1 protein-coding gene is annotated in these 533 nt (G+C 63.4%); it reads left to right on the top strand.

Going from position 1 to position 533, the window contains the following annotated elements; all coding sequences use genetic code 11:
- Positions 1–533 (top strand): extensin family protein (locus ENZ75_RS33790; protein WP_206617192.1); only part of this gene is annotated, 533 nt, incomplete at both ends.

Raw genomic sequence — 533 nt, 5'->3', positions numbered from 1 at the left:
CCCGAGGCCCAGCCGCCAACCGTCGCCCCGCAGCCACCGCAAAAGCCGGCCGACGCGGACGAGAAGAAGATGCTGCCCGATCCGCGCTCGGCCGACGTGCCCGATGAAAAAATGCCGGTCGAGGAAGTCGCATGCCGCGAACGGCTAAAGACGCTCGGCGTCGAATTCGAAGAGTACAAGGCGGAAAGCCAGCCCGAAATCGGCTGTTCGATTCCCTACCCCATCGTGCTGAAGACCCTTGGAAAGTCGATCGCGATTGCCCCGGGCACCGAGCTCAACTGCAAGATGGCCGAGGCGACGGCGCGTTTTGCCGCCGATGTCATCCAGCCGGCGGCAAAGGCCGAATTCGGTGCGGACCTGAAATCGATCGGCCAGGCATCGGCTTTTGTCTGCCGGCCACGCAACGGCACACGAAAACTGTCGGAACACGCGTTCGGCAACGCGCTCGACATCGCCAGCTTCACGCTGTCGGACGGCAAGAAGATCGAGGTCGGCCCGGCGCCGCCGGAGAAAGACGCCAAATTCCTCAACAA

The organism is Mesorhizobium sp. M7A.F.Ca.CA.002.04.1.1 (assembly GCF_004022805.1).
Classification (GTDB): Bacteria; Pseudomonadota; Alphaproteobacteria; order Rhizobiales; family Rhizobiaceae; genus Mesorhizobium; species Mesorhizobium ciceri.
The sequence above is the reverse complement of the archived record's forward strand: the minus strand, read 5'-3'. Positions and strand labels throughout refer to the sequence as shown.